This window comes from Nocardioides sp. T5, from assembly GCF_048161455.1.
In the GTDB taxonomy this organism is placed as follows: domain Bacteria; phylum Actinomycetota; class Actinomycetes; order Propionibacteriales; family Nocardioidaceae; genus Nocardioides.
This window is the reverse complement of the sequence record NZ_CP182415.1, coordinates 3,796,997-3,814,496: the sequence shown is the minus strand read 5'-3', so window position 1 is coordinate 3,814,496 and position 17,500 is coordinate 3,796,997. Positions and strand designations below refer to the sequence as shown.

The following is a 17,500-nucleotide window of genomic DNA, read 5'->3' as shown; positions in this document are numbered from 1 at the left end:
GGGCCTCGCGGCCCGCCGGCGTCCGATCAGGTGGTGATCCGGGTGGTGGTGTGGTCCGGCGTCAGGCGGCCGGGCACTCGTCCATCGCCGGCGGCTCGGGCGTCTCGACGCCCGACTGGCCCAGGGTGGCCTCGAAGGCCTCGCCCCACGTGCCCTCCTCCTGCGCGGAGGTCAGCGTGTCGACGATCCACTGGCACATCTCGGGCTTGTCGAGGCTGTAGCCCACGCCGTAGCGCTCCTCGGAGAACGGGTCGACGACGACCTTGAGCTCGTCGGGGTTCTCCGCGGCGTAGCCGAGCAGGATCGCACCGTCGGTCGTCATGGCGTCCACCGTGCCGCTCAGGACCTGGTCGACGCACTCGGAGTAGGTGTCGAAGCCGCGCGGCTTGGCGCCCTCGGCCTTGATGTTCTCCAGGGACGTGGAGCCGGTCACCGAGCAGACCTCGGTGCCCGCGACGTCCTCGAGGCTCTCGATGTCGCTGTCGGACTTCACCAGCAGCTGCTGGCCCGTGACGTAGTAGGGGCCGGCCTGGCCGACGACCTCACGACGCTCGTCGGTGATGGAGTACGAGGCGATGACGAGGTCGACCTCGCCCTCCTGGAGGAACGGCTCGCGGTTGTCGGAGATCGTCTCCTTCCAGGTGATGTCCTCGGGGGCGATGCCGAGCGAGCCGGCGAGGATCTTCCCGATCTCGGGGTCGAAGCCCACCGGCATGTCGTCGGTGGCGCCCTTGAAGCCGATACCGGGCTGGTCGTACTTCACGCCGATGGTGATCTCGCCCGAGTCGGCGAACTCCTTCATCGCGGTGCCGTCGTCGAACTCGTCGGCGGCGTTCTCCTGGACCTCCACGTCGGTGGCCTCGCCGCCGTCGTCACCTGCGTCGCCGCAGGCTGCCAGCGAGAGGGCCAGCCCGACCGTCGCGATGACGGCCTTGGTACGGATGAATCGCATCTGCTTCTCCCTTGTCTGTGGTGCGGGGAACTCGTGGTCGGACGCGCGCCTCAGTGCTTGAGGATCTTGCCGAGGAAGTCCTTGGCGCGGTCCGAGCGTGGGTTGGTGAAGAACTCCTCGGGCGTGTTCTCCTCGACGATCGCGCCGTCGGCCATGAAGACGACGCGGTCGGCGGCGGTGCGGGCGAAGCCCATCTCGTGGGTGACGACGACCATCGTCATGCCCTGCTGGGCGAGGTCCACCATGACGTCGAGGACCTCCTTGATCATCTCCGGGTCGAGCGCGGAGGTGGGCTCGTCGAAGAGCATCACCTTCGGCTCCATCGCCAGCGCACGGGCGATCGCCACGCGCTGCTGCTGGCCGCCGGAGAGCTGGGCGGGGTACTTCTCGGCCTGGTGGCCGACGCCGACCCGGTCGAGCAGCTCGCGTGCCTTCTTCTCCGCCTCGTCCTTCTTCATGCCGCGGACCTTGATCGGGCCGAGGGTGACGTTCTCCAGGATCGTCTTGTGGGCGAAGAGGTTGAAGCTCTGGAAGACCATGCCGACCTCGGCGCGCAGCGCGGCGAGCGCCTTGCCCTCCTGGGGGAGGTCCTTGCCGTCGAGGGTGATCGTGCCCTCGTCGATCGTCTCGAGCCGGTTGATCGTGCGGCACAGCGTGGACTTGCCCGATCCGGACGGCCCGATCACGACGACGACCTCACCGCGCTTGACGCTGAGCTCGATGTCCTTGAGTGCATGGAGCTGCCCGAAGTGCTTCTGGACGCCGCTCAGCACGACGAGGGGCTCGCCCCGGCCGGCGCTGACGGTGCCCGTTTCCTGCGCGGTCATAGGCGCAACCTATCGGCAGGGGGACCGCTTGGGCCATCACACATGGCCCATCAGGACCATTACAGAGTGGTGACGATTCCGGCGTCGGGATCCCAGCGACGCAGCGACGCCAGCGTGAGGACCACGTCCTCGTGCCCCACCGCCTCGACCGCCCGGCCCACGTCGGCGCGGTCCATCCGGCGGGCCAGGGTGACGTGCGGGAGCCACCCGACGTGCTGCACGTCGCGCACCTGCGACCGCAGGTCGAGCACGACGCGCACCAGCGGGTCCGGCACGTCGAGGACGCGGACGACGGAGACCCGGGTGCCGCCGAGGAGCGCGATCCCCGACGCCCGCACCTGCGTCGGCAGGAGCGACGCCACCAGCTCCGCCGCCCGCTGCTCGTCGTCGCCGTCAAGCGCCGACGCGGCGAGCACCGTGACGTGCGGGCTGTTGGTGGCGCCGCGGTGGTCCAGCTGCGAGGGCAGGCCCGCGTCGCGCAGCACCTGCCAGTCACGGCGTACGACGTCGCAGCCGGCCTCGTCGGGCAGCAGCTCGAGCGCGTGCATGCGGGGCATGGCGCGAGCCTAGGTCGGCCGGCACGATTGCCGCGGCCCCCGCCGGCCGCCGTACCCTTGACCCCGAGATGAGCACCGTCGCAGAGACCCCCGCACGCACCTACGAGGTCAAGACCCACGGGTGCCAGATGAACGTCCACGACTCCGAGCGGCTCAGTGGCCTGCTGGAGGACGCGGGATACGTCCGCGCGACGTCGGACGAGCAGGCCGACGTGGTCGTCTTCAACACCTGCGCCGTGCGGGAGAACGCCGACAACAAGCTCTACGGCAACCTCGGCCAGCTCGCCTCGGTCAAGGCCGTCACGCCGGGCATGCAGATCGCCGTCGGCGGCTGCCTGGCGCAGAAGGACCGCGAGACGATCACCACGCGGGCGCCGTGGGTCGACGTCGTCTTCGGCACCCACAACATCGGGTCGCTGCCGGTGCTGCTGGAGCGGGCGCGGGTGATGGAGGAGGCGCAGGTCGAGATCCTCGAGTCGCTGTCGGTCTTCCCCTCGACGCTGCCCACCAAGCGCGAGTCGGCGTACGCCGCCTGGGTGTCGATCTCGGTCGGGTGCAACAACACCTGCACCTTCTGCATCGTCCCGGCGCTGCGTGGCAAGGAGAAGGACCGCCGGCCCGGTGAGATCCTCGCCGAGGTCGAGGCGCTGGTCGCCGAGGGCGTCACCGAGATCACCCTGCTCGGGCAGAACGTCAACGCCTACGGCGTGGAGTTCGGCGACCGCCAGGCCTTCTCGAAGCTGCTGCGCGCGTGCGGTGAGATCGAGGGCCTCGAGCGGGTGCGCTTCACCTCGCCGCACCCGGCCGAGTTCACCGACGACGTCATCGAGGCGATGGCCGAGACGCCCAACGTGATGCCCTCGCTGCACATGCCGCTGCAGTCCGGCTCCGACAAGGTGCTGCGCGACATGCGCCGTTCGTACCGCCAGTCGCGCTACCTGGGGATCATCGACCGGGTGCGGGCCGCCATCCCCGACGCCGCGATCACGACCGACATCATTGTCGGCTTCCCGGGCGAGACCGAGGAGGACTTCCAGGCCACCCTCGACGTGGTCCGCGCCGCCCGCTTCTCCTCGGCCTTCACCTTCCAGTACTCCAAGCGCCCCGGCACCCCGGCCGCCGTGCTCGACGACCAGGTCTCGCCCGAGGTCGTCAAGGACCGCTACCTGCGCCTGGCCGAGGTCGTCGACGAGATCGCCTGGGCCGAGAACAAGGCGCTCGTCGGTCGCACCGTCGAGCTGATGGTCGCCGAGGGCCAGGGCCGCAAGGACACCGAGACGCAGCGCCTGTCCGGCCGCGCGCCCGACAACCGGCTCGTCCACTTCGCCGCCGACTTCTCAGCCGTCGACGCCGACTCCGTCCGGCCCGGCGACATGGTGACCGTCGAGATCACCTACGCCGCCCCGCACCACCTCGTCGCCGACGGCGCCATCCGCTCCGTGCGCCGCACCCGCGCCGGTGACGCCTGGGAGCGTCGTACGTCGACCCCCTCCGCGCCGGCCGCCATCGGGCTGGGCATGCCCGCCGTCGGCGTCCCCGCCCCGCTGCCTCCGGCGCCCGCCTGCGGCTGAGCGGCTCTGTGCGGTGCCTGTGGTCCACCCGGTGGACCAAGGTCACCGCGCTGTCTGGCGTGGGCGGGATCAGCTCGCCGTCGGCCAGGCATCCGGGCACGCGGGACACGTCCGGGCCCTGCCCGACCACCCGCGGGCGTTGAGCAGTCGCGCCACGCGGGCGGCGGTCGCGCACGGGCGGCCGAAGACCTGACCCCATCCGAGTCGTACGGTGCCGATTCGCACCACGGCTGCATCAAGGTCGCGATCCAGGTCGGCGTCGCGCTGCTGCGGGCTGTCGTGCCACATGCGGCCGTCGAGCTCGACGACCTGCCCGACCGCATAGACGACGTCCCGGTAGAGCGGGCCGTTGATCGAGTCGCGGAGCTGCCGCTCGGCGACCGGGAGCCCGTGCGGACGCTCGACGAGCGTCAGGTAGCCATGCTCCAGCACCGAGCACGTGCCCTGCTTGAGGTCGGTGAGCACACCGCGCAGGAAGGCCCGACGGGCGATCCTCGCCCGGGCGTCGAGCGCCTGACGGATGCGTTCCGGCGTGGTGCGTCGCGCCCGTACGGCGTCAGCCAGGCCGGCGATCGCGTCGAAGTCGCAGGTGGCGGCGGCCGCCACGTCGACCAGCGCCTCCTCGATGCGCACGCGCGGCGGGCTGGCGTTCCACTGCACCTTGGCGTCGAAGTCACTGATCCGGTGGAGCCGGTAGCCGCTGGGCACCCGCACGGCGCGGTGCCGATCGACGGCGAGGTGGATCACCGAGTCGTCGCGGCCGGCGCGGCCCGGTCCGTCGCCGGCGCGGAGGGCGCTGTCGCGGGCCAGGGCGGCCGGCCACGCGAGCAGGACTCCGCCCCACGCTCGCTGGACCCACGTGGGCTGGCCCGTGTGGTTGACGAACACGCCGTCGTACAGGCGTACGAGGTCGCGTCGTCGCAGCATCCGCTTGACGTCGTGGCCGAGCGCTCCGGCGGCGGTCAGCTGCCTCCTGGAGATGACGCCCGACTGCAGGGCGAGCACTCCGGAACAGGCCTCGAGATCCATCGCCCCAGCCTCGTCCGGGTGGCCTCATGCCCGCCAGAGGGCCCTTGTCACCTGTGGAGAACGACAGCGCGGTGGCTGTGGTCCATCAGACGGACCACAGCCACCGCACAGTGCGAGGTGCTCGGGGCGGGTGCTCGGGGCGGGTGCTCGGCGCGAGATGGTCAGGCGGGGGGCTCCGGGGAGCCGTCCTCCGCCTCCTGGCCGGCGCTCGGCGAGTCGGAGGCGTCGGACGAGCGCGGGGTGTCGGACTCCTTGTCCTCCGCCTCGCCGTCGGGGGCCTGCGACTTCTCGTCGGCCTCGGCGATCTCGTCGGGCAGGACGTCGTCGACGGCGGGGTTGTCGTCGGGGTCGAGGTCACGCGCGAGGCCCGCGTCCGCGGGGTCCTCGACCAGTGCGTCGACTCCGCCGGGCACCAGCTGGGGCTCCTCGGCGTACGGCTCGGGCATCGGGCTGAGCTCTTCGTTGGTCATCGATTCCCTCCCTGGGTCTCGGGCGATCCTGCCTCGGCCAGGCTGCTCGGGCCACCCCCGCTCGGGCGAGCATCCCACCCGAAGGTGAGGTAGCCGACCCCGGAGGACAGGTGGGCCAGCGCGTGCGCCTCGTGCGGGACCATCGGCTGGGGGAGCGCGTCGAGGCCGAACCAGCCCAGCTCCGCGCACTTCTCGGGCTCGACGATCCGCGGCTCGCCGCTCCACGACCGGGCGGTGAAGAACCAGTCCACCCGTTCCTCGACCGCCGGCCCGAACTGGCTGCGCTGCATCGTGAACGCGAACTCCAGCGACACGTCGGTGATCCCGAGCTCCTCGACCGCTTCGCGGCGCGCAGCGTCGTACGCCGTCTCGCCCGGCTCGACGTGCCCGGCGGCCGCGGCGGCCCAGTGGTCGGGCATGTAGGGGACCGGGCCGCGCCGCTGGAGGAGGACCTCCGTGCCGGCGGCCCCGTCGCGCAGCAGGTAGACGTAGGACGCCGGGACGAGGGCGAAGGGCGGGACGGTCACGCCCGGGAGGTCGGCGGGGCGGGCGGGATGTCGTCGTTCCTGCCGTCGAGGGAGTCGAGCGCGTCGCGCGCCTTGCCGGTGGCCTGGTCGATCTTGTCGGCGTGCTTGCCGCCGGTCTTCTCGTTGACCATGTCGCCGGCCTTGTCGATGCCCTGGGCGATCTTGTCGCCGTGCTGGTCGACGGCGTCGGTGAGCGTGGCCTTGGCCTTGTCCAGGAAACCCATGCGTCCTCCTCGGGGGCCGGCCCACCCCGGCGGATGGGGACTCCGGCACGGCCGAGACTAGCCACGCTGCGACAATCGGGGCATGTCCCGTCCGGTCGTCGCCCTCGTCGGCGCCACCGCGTCGGGCAAGACCGGGCTGAGCCTCGACCTCGCCGAGAGGGTCGGGGGAGAGGTGGTCAACACCGACGCCATGCAGGTCTACCGCGGGATGGACGTCGGGACGGCCAAGCTGCCGGTCTCGGAGCGGCGGGGGATCCCGCACCACCTGCTCGACATCCACGACGTCACCGCCCCGGCCACCGTCGCGCTCTTCCAGGGCTGGGCGCGTGACGCGATCGCCGACATCCGCGGCCGCGACGCCACCCCGGTGCTGGTCGGCGGCTCCGCGCTCTACACCCGCGCGATCCTCGACCGCTTCGAGTTCCCCGGCACCGACGACTCGCTGCGCCGCGAGCTGGAGGTCGAGCTCGAGCGGATCGGCAGCCACGCGCTGCACGCGCGGCTGGCAGGGGTGGACCCCGAGGCGGCCGCGTCGATCCTGCCCGACAACGGGCGCCGCGTCGTCCGCGCGCTGGAGGTCGTCGCGCTCACCGGCCGGCCGTACAGCGCCAGCCTCCCGCGCCTCGAGTACGTCGACCCGCTGACCGTCCAGATCGGGGTCGACATCGACCGGCCGACGCTCGACGCGCGGATCGCCCGGCGGGTCGAGGAGATGTTCGCCGGGGGATTCGTCGAGGAGGTCGAGGCACTGCTCGACCGCGGCCTCGCCGACGCGCGCACCGCGTCACGCGCGATCGGCTACCGCGAGGTGATGGGCTTCCTCGCCGGCGACCGCAGCCTCGCCGAGGCGATGGAGCAGACCACCGTCGCCACCCGCCGCTTCGCGCGTCGCCAGGACTCGTGGTTCCGCAAGGACCCGCGCATCGTGTGGGTGGCCCACGACGACCCCGACCGCGTGGACAAGGCGGTCGGGGCGGTCGAGCGGCTCGGCTGACTCAGGCGGCGGTCGGCTCCGGACGTACGACGTCGGGGCGCGCGGGACGGCCCGGCCGGGCGGCGTCGGCGGCCCCGAGGTCGGCCGCCTCCCGGATCCACGTCTCGATCTGCTCGTTGGTCCGGCCGCGGACGTCGGCGTAGCGGGTGAGCCTCGTCGGCTTGATCCCGCAGAACTCCATCGTGCGGCGGCGCACCTGCTTGACGGTGCTGTCGCCGACGAGGGGGAGGTACCACCGCGGCGAGTCGGAGGTGACCGCGAGCCGGCCGGTGCGCCCGGCGAGGAGGCCCTCGGGCATGCCGTTGTCCTTGTAGCGGAAGGCCCAGCCGCGCTCCAGGGTGCGGTCGAAGAAGCCCTTGAGGAGCGCGGGCACCGAGCCCCACCACAGGGGCGTGAACACGGCGACGTGGTCGGCCCACTCGAGCAGCTCCTGGGCGTGGGCGAGGTCGGGCTCGAGGTCCTGCGGGGTCCGGTAGCCGGTGCGGAGGGTGAGGTCGAAGTCGAGGTCGCGCAGCACGAGCGCGGTGGCGCCGGCGCCGTCGGCGTACGACGTGGCGAGGCGCGCGGTGAGCGAGGCGGGGTCGGGGTGGCCGTCGATGACGAGGACGTGGCCCATGGCGGGCTCCAATCTGGACAGTGACAAGAATCTGGACAACGTCCACATTGGAGTAGGATGTTGCTCATGTCAAGATCTGCGGCCGGCTATCACCACGGCAACCTGCAGGCCGCGCTCGAGGACGCCGCGCTCGACCTGCTCGAGACCACCTCGGCGGCGAAGATCAGCCTGCGCGAGGTCGCCCGGCGGGCCGGGGTGAGCCACAACGCGCCCTACCACCACTTCGGCGACCGGGCCGCGCTCCTCAGCGCGCTCGGCGTACGCGGCATGGCAGCGCTGCTGGCCGCCCAGGAGGAGGCGGTGCGCGCAGCCGAGGGAACGGTCGCCCAGGTGCGTGCGCTCGGTCTGGCCTACGTCGGCTACGCCGCCGCCCACCCGCAGGCGTTCGCGCTGGTCTTCGACCCTGACTACTGCGCTGCCGGTGCTCCCAGCGCGGAGATGGCCCCGTTGATCGCCCGCAACGAGGAGCTGCTCGGGTCGCTGGTCGGTGCGCTTGTGCAGGAGCCGGGCTGGGAGGGGCGCGATCCGATGGCCCTCTCGGCCGCGCTCTGGTCCACGGTGCACGGGATGGCCCAGCTGATCACCCTCGGCCACCTCCCGCCCGAGGCGGCGGAGTCCGCCCTCGACGCGCTCGTGCGGTAGCGGTGCGGAGCCGGCGCGCTCGATCACGCGCGGTGTCGGTGGGCGATGCCATGGTGGTCCGATGGCGACGATCTACTACACCGGCTGCACGCTCGACGGGTTCATCGCGACCGACGACCACTCGCTCGACTGGCTCACCTCGCGCGACATCGACATGGACGGCCCGATGGCCTACCCGTCCTTCCGGGAGCAGGTCGGCGCCTGCGTCATGGGCGCCACCACCTGGCAGTGGATCCTCGACCACGACGACGACCCGTGGGGGCCGCTGCCGACCTGGGTGCTGACCCACCGCACCTTCCCGGAGGCGCCGCCGAGCGTGCGGTTCGACCGCGACGACGTGCGCCGCGTCCACGCCGAGATGACCGAGGCCGCCGACGGCAAGGACCTGTGGGTGGTGGGCGGTGGTGAGCTCGTCGGTCAGTTCCACGACGCGGGGCTGCTCGACGAGGTGTGGATCCAGTACGCCCCGGTGACCGTCGGCAGCGGCGCACCGGTGCTGCCTCGCCACGTCGAGCTGCGGCTCGAGGAGACCGCCCGCAACCGCGACTTCATGTGCGGGCGCTACTCGGTCGTCCGGTGACGGGAGAGCGCGTACGACGACGCACCCGCGGGGGTGTTGGACAACCCGCAGGGGCGGGGGCAGGGTGGAGCCACCGACTCTCGGGAGGAACCCCCATGTCCCACCTCGCCCGCCGCGTCACCGCCGGCGTCTCGGCCGCCACCGGAATCGCCGTTGCCGCCGCGCTCGTCGCGACCCCGGTCCCCGCCCAGTCCGCGACGCAGGCGGCACCGGCCGCACCGGCGCCGTCGACCACCTCGGACCGACCGACCGTGAAGGACCCCACCGCGGTGGGCAAGGGCGGTGCGATCAGCACGGTCGACCCCGAGGCCAGCGCGGCCGGGCTCAAGGTCCTCAAGGCCGGCGGCAACGCGGTCGACGCGGCGGTGGCCGCCGCGGCGACGCTCGGCGTCACCGAGCCCTACAGCGCGGGCATCGGCGGCGGAGGCTACTTCGTCCTCTACAACGCCAAGTCCGGCAAGGTCCGCACCCTCGACGGCCGCGAGACGGCCCCGATGAAGATGCCGCAGGACGCCTTCATCGACCCCGCGACGGGCAAGCCCTACACGTTCACCCCCGACCTCGTCACCAGCGGCGCGAGCGTCGGCACCCCCGGCACCCTCGCCACCTGGGACAAGGCGCTCGCCAACTGGGGCACCCTGTCGCTCGCCGACGCCCTGGCGCCGGCCACCAAGGTCGCGCGTCGCGGCTTCAAGGTCGACGAGACCTTCCGCCAGCAGACCCTCGACAACGAGGTGCGCTTCTCCGCCTTCAAGGACTCCAAGAAGCTCTTCCTGCCGAAGGGCGACGCCCCCAAGGTCGGCTCCGTCTTCCGCAACCCCGAGCTCGCCGACACCTACGACATGATCGCGCAGCGCGGCACCAAGGCGTTTTACCGCGGCAAGCTGGCCAAGCTGATGTCGAAGGTCGTGCGCGACCCGCGCACGACCAAGAACACCGAGCTCCCGGTGCCCGCCGGGTGGCTCACCCCCCGTGACCTGCGCGACTACCGGGTCCGCTCGCAGCGCGCGGCGAGGACGAGCTACCGCGGCCACGACGTCTACGGCATGGCCCCCTCCTCGTCGGGTGGCACGACCGTCGGCGAGGCGCTCAACATCCTCGAGCGCTACGACCTGTCGGCGATGACGGCCGAGCAGGCGCTCCACCACTACCTCGAGGCCAGCGCCCTGGCCTTCGCCGACCGCGGCAAGTACCTCGGCGACCCGGCCTTCGTCGACGTGCCGGTCAAGCGGCTCCTCGACGACCGGTTCGCCGCCGAGCGGGCCTGCTCGCTCAACCCGGCGAAGGCGGCGCCCAAGCCGGTCGCGGCCGGCGACGTCACGTCCTACGACGGCGTGTGCTCGCCGTCGTCGGCGAAGGGCACGACCGACGCCGACACCGAGAACATCTCCACCACCAACCTCACGGTCGCCGACCGGTGGGGCAACGTCGTGGAGTACACCCTCACGATCGAGCAGACCGGCGGTTCGGGCATGGTCGTGCCCGGTCACGGCTTCCTGCTCAACAACGAGCTCACCGACTTCTCGACGGTGTACGACGCCGCCGACCCCAACCGCATCCAGCCCGGCAAGCGCCCGCGCAGCTCGATGTCGCCGACGATCGTGCTCAAGGACGGCAAGCCGTTCCTCGCCCTCGGTTCGCCCGGCGGCTCGACGATCATCACGACCGTCCTGCAGATGCTGGTCAACCGCATCGACCTCGGCATGACGATCGAGGAGGCCATCGCGGCGCCGCGCGCCACCCAGCGCAACACCACCAACGTGACCGCGGAGCCGGCGTTCATCGCGGCCTACGGTCCGGCGCTGACGGCGCTCGGTCACACCTTGGTCCCGGCGGGCGACGCGTTCACCAGTGCCGCCGAGATCGGTGCGGCGACGGCGATCGAGATCGGTCCGCGCAAGCGGCTGACCGCGGTGGCCGAGCCCAGCCGCCGCGGGAAGGGTTCGGCCAAGGTGGTCGACCCGCGCTGACCGCGGGCGCGCCTGCCACAATCGAGGCGTGAGCTACCCCTTCCTCAAGGGCCACGGCACCGAGAACGACTTCGTGGTGCTGCCCGACCCCGACGGCACGGTGCACGGCGACCTGTCCGCGGAGCGGGTGCGGGCGCTGTGCGACCGCCGCGCCGGCATCGGTGCCGACGGGGTGCTGCGGGCGGTGCGCGAGGACGGCGGCTGGTTCATGGACTACCGCAACGCCGACGGCTCGGTCAGCGAGATGTGCGGCAACGGGGTCCGGGTCTTCGCGCGCTACCTCCACGAGCGCGAGGGCGAGGGCTTCCCGATGCGCATCTCGACGCGCGCCGGGGTGAAGGTCCTCGACCGGACCGGCGAGGACTACACCGCCGACATGGGCAGGCCCGAGGTGCTCGGCGAGACCGAGGTGTCGGTGATGGGCCGCACGTGGCCCGCCGTCCACGTCTCGATGGGCAACCCCCACGCCGTGGCGTACGTCGACAACCTGGCCGAGCCGGGCCCGCTGCTCGAGCCCCCGGAGCACGACGACGGGGTCTACCCCGAGGGGGTCAACGTCGAGTTCGTGGTGCGCCGCGGTGAGCACCACGTGGCGATGCGGGTGCACGAGCGCGGCTCGGGCGAGACCCGGTCCTGCGGCACCGGCGCCTGTGCGGTTGCGGTCGCCACGGCGTTGGCCGACGACGCGCCCCGCGGGACGACGTACCGCGTGGACCTGCCCGGCGGCACGCTGCACGTGGTGTGGACCGAGGACGACCGGGTGCTGATGACCGGCCCCGCCATGCTGGTGGCCGAGGGCGTCACCGACCTCTGAGCAGGTCGAGTGCTGACGCGGTCATATCCGCCGCGGGGCCGCGCACTCGACTCCTCTAGCATCCGGATCATGGACATCACCGGATCCACCGCCATCGTCACCGGCGGCGCGAGCGGCATCGGCGCCGCCGTCGCGCGCGCCCTCGCAGCGAAGGGCGCCGTGGTCGTCGTCGCCGACCTCAACGCCGAGAAGGGCGAGGCGCTGGCCGCGGAGATCGGCGGCGTCTTCGCCTCCGTCGACGTGACGAGGACCGAGCAGGTCGCCGCCGCCGTCGAGGCGGCCGCGGAGATCGCCCCGCTGCGCGCGTGCGTGAACTCGGCCGGCATCGGCTGGGCGCAGCGCACCATCGGCCGCGACGGGCTGCTCGAGCAGGCCCACGACCTCGACGCCTTCCGGAAGGTCGTCGAGATCAACCTGATCGGCACCTTCGACATGACCCGCCAGGCCGCGACCGTGATGAGCCGCAACGAGCCCGACGCCGACGGCCAGCGCGGCGCGATCGTCAACCTGGCCTCGGTCGCCGCCTTCGACGGCCAGATCGGCCAGGCGTCGTACTCCGCGTCCAAGGGCGGTGTCGTCGGCATGACCCTGCCCGTCGCACGCGACCTGTCCGCCGCCGGCATCCGGCTCAACACCGTCGCGCCCGGCCTGATCGACACCCCGATCTACGACGCGTTTCCCAACCCCGGCGAGTTCAAGGCAAACCTCGGCCAGAACGTCCTCTTCCCCAAGCGTCTCGGTCACGCGGAGGAGCTCGCCAGCATGGTCGTGGAGTGCCTGACCAACTCCTACATGAACGGCGAGACGATCCGCGTCGACGGCGGCATCCGGATGCCACCCAAGTAGGGGTCCGCCCCTCGCTGCCTGCTTCCTGACTGGTCCAGACCGTCGTCCACGATTCGGGCGATCCCCGGCACGGCACGCCCGAAAGGGTGGATGGTGCTGGAGGGAAGCATGCATCAACGCCTGTGGGGGGCACGATGACCAACGTGGTGGAGCCGCGCGCAGCGGCTGACAGCGACGACAACGAGCTGGCGACGCTCGTACGACGATGGGTGGGCGCGCGCCGCGGCGGCGCGCTGCGCGTCGCACCGACGCCGAAGGCACCGCCTGCGAAGACGTCCGAGGCGAAGGCGCCAGAAGCTAAGGCTCCAGAAGCGAAGGCGCCGGACACGAAGGCCGTGACCGAGCGGCCGGCTCCGGGACCGGTGCCCGGCGCTCGCGCCCTGCCGCGCCGGCCGGTCGCCGACGAGCCGGAGCAGGCGAGGCGGGTGGCGGTGCTGATCGACGCCCGCCGGATCACCGCGGACGCGGCGGCCGGACTGCTGGACCGGCTCCCCGGACGCGGCTCGGTGACCGTGTGCCGGGCCTACGCCGACTGGAGCCGCTCGGACCTCGGCTCGTGGGTCGAGCACCTGCGGCGGCAGGGCCTGCACTCCTTCCACCAGTTCGCCGACGACGACGGGCAGGCGCGGGTGGCGCTGGCCATCGACGCCGTCGACATCGCACGCGAGGCGGCGGTCGACGAGGTCGTCCTGGCCGGCGACATGACCTCGATGCTCCCGCTGCTGCACCGCCTGCACGCGGCCGGCGTACGCGTCGTGGTGGTCGGGCCGGGCCACACGCCCCACGACGTACGAGCGGCGTGCGACGAGTTCGTCGACGAGGACTCCCTGGTCGGGGAGCCGGCGGTCCCCGCCGGTCGGCACCGCGCCTGAGCCGTGCGCTCGAGCCCTGCGCCCCGGGCCTGCGGGGTCGGGCGCCGTCCGCCCTGCGCGAAACCGTTCGCGCAGGTGGGACCGGGCGACCTACCCTTGTCGACATATGACGAACGCACCTGACTTCAACCTCCGTGACGCCCTCGACGCCACCCGCGCCTGGGACGACGACACGATCGAGCTCGACGACGAGCTCCTCGAGGACGCCGACGCCGAGACCGAGGACGACGACTTCGAGTCCGGCTACGCCGACGACGCGGCGTACGACGACTACGACGAGGACGACCCCGAGGAGCTGACCGTCGGCGCGCAGGAGCTCGCCGAGCGGCACGCCCTGCGCCGGGTCGCCAGCCTGCGCACCGAGCTCGAGGACATCACCGAGGTCGAGTACCGCCAGCTCCGCCTGGAGAAGGTCGTGCTCGTCGGCGTGTGGACCGACGGGTCCGTCACCGACGCGGAGAACTCGATGGCCGAGCTTGCGCTGCTCGCCGAGACCGCCGGCTCCGAGGTGCTGGAGGCCGTCTTCCAGCGCCGGCAGAAGCCCGACCCGGCGACCTACATCGGTCGCGGCAAGGTCGAGGCGATCCGCGAGATCGTGCAGGCCACCGGCGCTGACACCGTCATCTGCGACGGCGAGCTCGCGCCCAGCCAGCTGCGCAACCTCGAGGACAAGATCAAGGTGAAGGTCGTCGACCGCACCGCGCTCATCCTCGACATCTTCGCCCAGCACGCGAAGAGCAAGGAGGGCCAGGCGCAGGTCGAGCTCGCGCAGCTGCAGTACATGAAGCAGCGCCTGCGCGGCTGGGGCGGCAACCTGTCGCGCCAGGCCGGTGGCCGGGCTGCCGGCGGTGAGGGCATCGGCGGGCGCGGGCCCGGTGAGACCAAGATCGAGACCGACCGGCGCCGGATCAACACCAAGATCGCCAAGCTCCGCCGCGAGCTCAAGGAGATGCGCGGCACCCGCGACGTCAAGCGCCAGTCGCGACGCCGCAACCACATCCCCAGCGTCGCGATCGCCGGCTACACCAACGCCGGCAAGTCCTCGCTGCTCAACCGGCTCACCGACGCGGGCGTGCTGGTGGAGGACTCGCTCTTCGCGACGCTCGACCCCACCACGCGTCGTACGACGACCAGTGACGGGCGCATCTACACGATGTCCGACACCGTGGGGTTCGTACGCCACCTCCCGCACGGCCTCGTCGAGGCCTTCCGCTCGACGCTGGAGGAGGTCGCCGACTCCGACCTGCTGCTCCACGTCGTCGACGGCTCGCACCCCGACCCCGAGGGCCAGATCGCCGCGGTGCGCGAGGTGCTCGCCGAGATCGGCGCGACCAAGGTCCCGGAGATCATCGTCGTCAACAAGGCCGACGCCGCCGACCCGATGGTGATCAGCCGGCTGCGCGCCCGCGAGCCGCACAGCGTCGTGGTGAGCGCGAAGACCGGCGAGGGCATCGAGGAGGCGCTGCGGACGATCGAGTCCGAGCTGCCGCGGCCGCAGGTCGAGTTCGACGTGCTGCTGCCCTACGAGCGCGGCGACCTGGTCAACCGCATCCACCAGGAGGCCGAGATCGGCTCGATGGAGCACACCGGTGACGGCACGCTCGTCGCCGGGCGGGCCAACGCCGACCTCGCCGGCGAGCTCGAGGCCTACGGCCGCTGAGGCTCGCTCGCGCGACGGCCGGCTGGCCGGGGATCGCTGAGCTTGTCAGGCCTTGCACGGCGCGACATGTTCAGGAATCCCCGGCTGACCGGGGATCCCTGAACATGTCAGCGTCTTCCTGAAGGTGTCAGGCGATGCCGGACCTCAGTCCTTGACCCGCTTGCAGGCGTTGCCGATGTCGACGGTCTCGCCGCGGTCGACGACGACCTCGCGGGTGGCGAGCACGTTGCCGCGCTTGTCGGCGCAGCTCAGCAGCCACGCCTCCTTGGTCCCGGTCGGGCTGGGCGGGGTCGGTCCCTCGAAGGTGACCTCGCCCGACCAGTCGTACTCCGCCGAGCCGCCGAGGTAGTTGTTGGCCTCGAGGGTGTACGTCCCCGGCTGCGGGTCGGGGATCCGGATGACCTCCGGGTTGGCGAGCGTGGCGCCCGAGCCGACCGGCTCGCCGTCGGGACCGGTGAGGAAGAAGTCCCAGTCCTGTGCTTCCGGGTCGGCCGTGGCCGGCCAGTCGACGGAGACGACGAGGAACCCGTTGTCGACCGTCGGCAGGCCCTGCACGTCGAAGGTGACGTACTCGCTGGAGCCGACCGGCGGCACGCCGGCGGGGTTGGTCAGCGTGATCGGCGCCTGCGGCGGCGCCTGGGCCTCACGGCCGTAGCGACCCATCACGAGCGGCCGGGTCGAGGGGTTGACGTCGAAGGTGAACCGGCCTCCCGTCGAGGTGTAGTCGGTGCGCAGGTTGTCGGTGTAGAGCAGCGGCTCCCCGACCGTGCCGTTGGTCTGGATGACCGGTGAGGTCTCCGACGTCACCGTCTTCGACACGCTGACGGTGTGCTTGGCCGGCGCGGTGCCTCGGATGACGGAGTGCAGGTCGCGGTCGGCGGCTGCCTCGGTCGCGAGCCAGTACGCCTCCCGGTTGCCGCCGAGCCCGGCGCCGTCGGCGGGTGCCAGGCCGAGGTACTCGCCGACCACCGCCTCCTCGTAGGCCGGGTGGAAGCCCTCGTCACCGATCTCGAAGGTGTAGCCGAAGCCGCCGGTGATCCAGTAGCTCCAGTCCTCGGTCGAGCCGGAGGTGTCGTAGAGCTGGTAGGACGCCTGGCTGACGTAGTCGTTCTTCGACGCCATCGCGTCGCCGAGGGCCTTCAGCTCGGGCTCGTCGATCGCCAGTCCCGTGGCCGCGATGGCCGGCGGGCGGAGGACGAGGTTGCTGTAGGTGTGGTTGGAGATCATCACCGTGACCGCGCGCTCGGAGATCAGCTTGCGGACCGCGTCGCTCTCGGGCTCGCTGCCGGGTGCGTCGCCGCGGTAGGTGTCGTTGGACCAGTTGGGGCTGGCGCCGCCGCCGCCCCAGAAGCCGGGGTAGTTGCGGTTGAGGTCGGTGCCGCGCAGGCGGCCGGCGAGGTTGTTGTCGCACGAGCCGGTCGTGTACTGGTCCGGGGTGTTGGCAGAGATCGAGCAGTTCTTGCGCTTCATCTCGTAGTCCATGACCGAGAAGTCGCCCAGGGGAGCGGCCGCCCGGGAGACCTTGAAGCCGTCGACGTTGACGACCGGCACCAGGATGACCCGCGAGCGTGACAGCAGGTCACGCGCCCGCGCGTCGCCGGCGCTGTAGGACTGGAGCAGGTCGAAGGCGAACTCGATGGTGTGCTCCGCGCTGGGCCACTCACGCGCGTGGTGGGCACCCATGAGGAGGAAGACCGGCTTGCCGTCCTTGACGTTGTCGGCGTCGGCGGTGACCTCGATGCCGCGGATGTCCTCGCCGAGGACCGTCTTGTTGGCGAGGGTCAGCGGACGGGTGAGGGAGGGGTAGTCGCGGGCCAGCTGGTCGAGGTCGCTGAGGTAGTCGGCGTACGTGCGGTAGGACGTGCGGCCGCTCGGCAGGCCCGAGGCCGCCACCGAGGCGGCGTACGCGCGGTCGGCCTTGCGGTTCTTCTTCATCAGGGCTTCGAGGTCCTTGACGGTGACCCGCCAGGTGAAGCCGGCGTCGCGCAGGGTCTGGGCGTCCTGCGCGTCGTGGAGGACGACCTCGATGCCGCGCTTGTCGGCGTGCTCGGTGACGTCGAGGCCGAGGTCGATGACCTCGTTGCGGTCCGCGACCGTCGGCGCCTTCACCATCACGATCTGTGTGGTGTCGCCGTCCGCTGCGCGGGCCAGCTCGCGTGGTGCGTCGTCCCGTCCGGCGTTGCCCGTGGCGCCCGCCGCGGTGGCGGCGAGTCCTGCGGCGACGAGGGCGGTGACGGTGGCCAGCCTGGTGGCGCCGGCCCGTGGAATGCGTGGTGACATGTGTGCTCCCAAGAGGTGACAGCCGCGTGGGGGGTACGCGGGTGTGACCCAGACAACACCCGGGGTTGT

Annotated in this window: 18 protein-coding genes; 9 read left to right on the top strand and 9 right to left on the bottom strand. The window is 71.8% G+C overall.

Going from position 1 to position 17,500, the window contains the following annotated elements; translation table 11 throughout:
- Positions 1 to 61: 61 nt before the first annotated feature.
- Genes ACNKF0_RS18665 through ACNKF0_RS18655 form a run of 3 tightly spaced genes read right to left on the bottom strand, consistent with a single transcriptional unit; the run spans position 62 to position 2,336 of the window.
- On the bottom strand, positions 62 to 952 hold the full coding sequence (locus ACNKF0_RS18665; protein WP_416954330.1) for a glutamate ABC transporter substrate-binding protein: 891 nt from the start codon (positions 950 to 952) through the stop codon (positions 62 to 64).
- A gap of 50 nt (positions 953 to 1,002) precedes the next feature.
- The gene (locus ACNKF0_RS18660) at positions 1,003 to 1,779 is read right to left on the bottom strand and encodes an amino acid ABC transporter ATP-binding protein (protein ID WP_299926261.1); all 777 of its coding nucleotides are present in this window, start codon (positions 1,777 to 1,779) and stop codon (positions 1,003 to 1,005) included.
- A gap of 59 nt (positions 1,780 to 1,838) precedes the next feature.
- Positions 1,839 to 2,336, bottom strand: a complete 498-nt coding sequence (locus tag ACNKF0_RS18655; protein WP_416954329.1) for a 2'-5' RNA ligase family protein — start codon at positions 2,334 to 2,336, stop codon at positions 1,839 to 1,841.
- A 68-nt stretch (positions 2,337 to 2,404) separates the two neighbouring features.
- On the opposite strand from ACNKF0_RS18655, the gene miaB reads away from it, so the two are divergent.
- Positions 2,405 to 3,907, top strand: coding sequence for a tRNA (N6-isopentenyl adenosine(37)-C2)-methylthiotransferase MiaB (gene miaB / locus ACNKF0_RS18650; RefSeq protein WP_416954328.1), 1,503 nt, complete (start codon positions 2,405 to 2,407; stop codon positions 3,905 to 3,907).
- A gap of 69 nt (positions 3,908 to 3,976) precedes the next feature.
- Here the strand turns inward: miaB and ACNKF0_RS18645 are convergent, their stop codons facing one another.
- The 4 genes from ACNKF0_RS18645 to ACNKF0_RS18630 all read right to left on the bottom strand — a co-directional run bounded on the left by ACNKF0_RS18645 (position 3,977) and on the right by ACNKF0_RS18630 (position 6,157).
- The gene (locus ACNKF0_RS18645; protein ID WP_416954327.1) at positions 3,977 to 4,936 is read right to left on the bottom strand and encodes a hypothetical protein; all 960 of its coding nucleotides are present in this window, start codon (positions 4,934 to 4,936) and stop codon (positions 3,977 to 3,979) included.
- Positions 4,937 to 5,097: 161 nt separating this feature from the next.
- Entirely contained in the window at positions 5,098 to 5,406 is a 309-nt protein-coding gene (locus tag ACNKF0_RS18640) for a hypothetical protein (RefSeq protein ID WP_416954326.1), read from the bottom strand.
- Positions 5,403 to 5,933, bottom strand: a complete 531-nt coding sequence (locus ACNKF0_RS18635) for an NUDIX hydrolase (protein WP_416954325.1) — start codon at positions 5,931 to 5,933, stop codon at positions 5,403 to 5,405. Before ACNKF0_RS18635 ends, ACNKF0_RS18640 begins: the two co-directional genes overlap by 4 nt.
- Positions 5,930 to 6,157, bottom strand: coding sequence for an antitoxin (locus ACNKF0_RS18630; protein WP_416954324.1), 228 nt, complete (start codon positions 6,155 to 6,157; stop codon positions 5,930 to 5,932). The genes ACNKF0_RS18635 and ACNKF0_RS18630 overlap by 4 nt, the downstream gene beginning before the upstream one ends.
- Positions 6,158 to 6,239: 82 nt before the next feature.
- Between ACNKF0_RS18630 and miaA the strand changes: the two genes are divergently transcribed.
- Positions 6,240 to 7,151 carry a tRNA (adenosine(37)-N6)-dimethylallyltransferase MiaA gene (gene miaA, locus ACNKF0_RS18625; RefSeq protein WP_416954323.1) on the top strand — a complete coding sequence of 304 codons (912 nt, stop codon included), beginning with the start codon at positions 6,240 to 6,242 and terminating at the stop codon, positions 7,149 to 7,151.
- A gap of 1 nt (position 7,152) precedes the next feature.
- Here miaA and ACNKF0_RS18620 read toward each other — a convergent pair whose 3' ends face one another.
- Positions 7,153 to 7,767: an NAD(P)H-dependent oxidoreductase gene (locus tag ACNKF0_RS18620; protein WP_416954322.1), complete on the bottom strand. Its 615-nt coding sequence runs from the start codon at positions 7,765 to 7,767 to the stop codon at positions 7,153 to 7,155.
- 66 nt (positions 7,768 to 7,833) lie between these two features.
- Here ACNKF0_RS18620 and ACNKF0_RS18615 point away from each other — a divergent pair, with 66 nt between their 5' ends.
- The 7 genes from ACNKF0_RS18615 (at position 7,834) to hflX (ending at position 15,151) form a co-directional block, all read left to right on the top strand.
- Positions 7,834 to 8,409 (top strand): TetR/AcrR family transcriptional regulator, encoded by a 576-nt coding sequence (locus ACNKF0_RS18615; RefSeq protein WP_299926234.1) that lies wholly within the window; start codon positions 7,834 to 7,836, stop codon positions 8,407 to 8,409.
- A gap of 61 nt (positions 8,410 to 8,470) precedes the next feature.
- On the top strand, positions 8,471 to 8,989 hold the full coding sequence (locus tag ACNKF0_RS18610; RefSeq protein WP_416954321.1) for a dihydrofolate reductase family protein: 519 nt from the start codon (positions 8,471 to 8,473) through the stop codon (positions 8,987 to 8,989).
- A gap of 95 nt (positions 8,990 to 9,084) precedes the next feature.
- Positions 9,085 to 10,959: a gamma-glutamyltransferase gene (ggt, locus tag ACNKF0_RS18605; protein ID WP_416954320.1), complete on the top strand. Its 1,875-nt coding sequence runs from the start codon at positions 9,085 to 9,087 to the stop codon at positions 10,957 to 10,959.
- A 28-nt stretch (positions 10,960 to 10,987) separates the two neighbouring features.
- A complete protein-coding gene (gene dapF / locus ACNKF0_RS18600) occupies positions 10,988 to 11,773 on the top strand; it encodes a diaminopimelate epimerase (protein WP_416954319.1) in 786 nt (261 codons plus the stop codon).
- A gap of 69 nt (positions 11,774 to 11,842) precedes the next feature.
- Complete coding sequence (locus tag ACNKF0_RS18595) at positions 11,843 to 12,619, top strand: SDR family oxidoreductase (protein WP_416954318.1); 777 nt, start codon at positions 11,843 to 11,845, stop codon at positions 12,617 to 12,619.
- A 134-nt stretch (positions 12,620 to 12,753) separates the two neighbouring features.
- Positions 12,754 to 13,491, top strand: coding sequence for an NYN domain-containing protein (locus ACNKF0_RS18590; protein ID WP_416954317.1), 738 nt, complete (start codon positions 12,754 to 12,756; stop codon positions 13,489 to 13,491).
- A 106-nt stretch (positions 13,492 to 13,597) separates the two neighbouring features.
- Positions 13,598 to 15,151, top strand: a complete 1,554-nt coding sequence (hflX, locus tag ACNKF0_RS18585) for a GTPase HflX (RefSeq protein WP_416954316.1) — start codon at positions 13,598 to 13,600, stop codon at positions 15,149 to 15,151.
- A 144-nt stretch (positions 15,152 to 15,295) separates the two neighbouring features.
- Here the strand turns inward: hflX and ACNKF0_RS18580 are convergent, their stop codons facing one another.
- Positions 15,296 to 17,431, bottom strand: a complete 2,136-nt coding sequence (locus ACNKF0_RS18580) for a M14 family zinc carboxypeptidase (protein ID WP_416954315.1) — start codon at positions 17,429 to 17,431, stop codon at positions 15,296 to 15,298.
- Positions 17,432 to 17,500 lie beyond the last annotated feature (69 nt).

Coding starts and splice junctions, on each gene's coding strand:
- ACNKF0_RS18665 (WP_416954330.1), bottom strand. CDS start 952: ATGCGATTCATCCGTACCAAGGCCGTCATCGCGACGGTCGGGCTGGCC.
- ACNKF0_RS18660 (WP_299926261.1), bottom strand. CDS start 1,779: ATGACCGCGCAGGAAACGGGCACCGTCAGCGCCGGCCGGGGCGAGCCC.
- ACNKF0_RS18655 (WP_416954329.1), bottom strand. CDS start 2,336: ATGCCCCGCATGCACGCGCTCGAGCTGCTGCCCGACGAGGCCGGCTGC.
- miaB (WP_416954328.1), top strand. CDS start 2,405: ATGAGCACCGTCGCAGAGACCCCCGCACGCACCTACGAGGTCAAGACC.
- ACNKF0_RS18645 (WP_416954327.1), bottom strand. CDS start 4,936: ATGGATCTCGAGGCCTGTTCCGGAGTGCTCGCCCTGCAGTCGGGCGTC.
- ACNKF0_RS18640 (WP_416954326.1), bottom strand. CDS start 5,406: ATGACCAACGAAGAGCTCAGCCCGATGCCCGAGCCGTACGCCGAGGAG.
- ACNKF0_RS18630 (WP_416954324.1), bottom strand. CDS start 6,157: ATGGGTTTCCTGGACAAGGCCAAGGCCACGCTCACCGACGCCGTCGAC.
- miaA (WP_416954323.1), top strand. CDS start 6,240: ATGTCCCGTCCGGTCGTCGCCCTCGTCGGCGCCACCGCGTCGGGCAAG.
- ACNKF0_RS18620 (WP_416954322.1), bottom strand. CDS start 7,767: ATGGGCCACGTCCTCGTCATCGACGGCCACCCCGACCCCGCCTCGCTC.
- ACNKF0_RS18615 (WP_299926234.1), top strand. CDS start 7,834: ATGTCAAGATCTGCGGCCGGCTATCACCACGGCAACCTGCAGGCCGCG.
- ACNKF0_RS18610 (WP_416954321.1), top strand. CDS start 8,471: ATGGCGACGATCTACTACACCGGCTGCACGCTCGACGGGTTCATCGCG.
- ggt (WP_416954320.1), top strand. CDS start 9,085: ATGTCCCACCTCGCCCGCCGCGTCACCGCCGGCGTCTCGGCCGCCACC.
- ACNKF0_RS18595 (WP_416954318.1), top strand. CDS start 11,843: ATGGACATCACCGGATCCACCGCCATCGTCACCGGCGGCGCGAGCGGC.
- ACNKF0_RS18590 (WP_416954317.1), top strand. CDS start 12,754: ATGACCAACGTGGTGGAGCCGCGCGCAGCGGCTGACAGCGACGACAAC.
- hflX (WP_416954316.1), top strand. CDS start 13,598: ATGACGAACGCACCTGACTTCAACCTCCGTGACGCCCTCGACGCCACC.
- ACNKF0_RS18580 (WP_416954315.1), bottom strand. CDS start 17,431: ATGTCACCACGCATTCCACGGGCCGGCGCCACCAGGCTGGCCACCGTC.